1 protein-coding gene is annotated in these 238 nt (G+C 59.2%); it reads right to left on the bottom strand.

All coding sequences use genetic code 11. The annotated features are described in order from the left end of the window. A partial coding sequence (locus tag WLY71_RS31015; protein ID WP_347806617.1) for an efflux RND transporter permease subunit occupies positions 1-238 on the bottom strand: 238 nt, incomplete at both ends.

Consider the following 238-nt stretch of genomic DNA (forward strand, 5'->3'; position numbering starts at 1 on the left):
GCACCGGCACCGCTGGAGAACACCAGTGGCACAACACCCATGATGAACGCGAAGGAAGTCATCAGAATCGGCCGCAGACGCAGACGGCAAGCTTCGAGCACCGCGGCGAGCGGGCTGAGGCCTTCGTCCTGCTGTTTATCCTTGGCGAACTCGACGATCAGAATCGCGTTCTTACAGGCAAGCCCCACCAGTACGATCAAGCCGATCTGGGTGAAGATGTTGTTGTCGCCTCCCGAAG

The organism is Pseudomonas rossensis, from assembly GCF_039888995.1.
Taxonomy (GTDB): Bacteria; Pseudomonadota; Gammaproteobacteria; order Pseudomonadales; family Pseudomonadaceae; genus Aquipseudomonas; species Aquipseudomonas rossensis.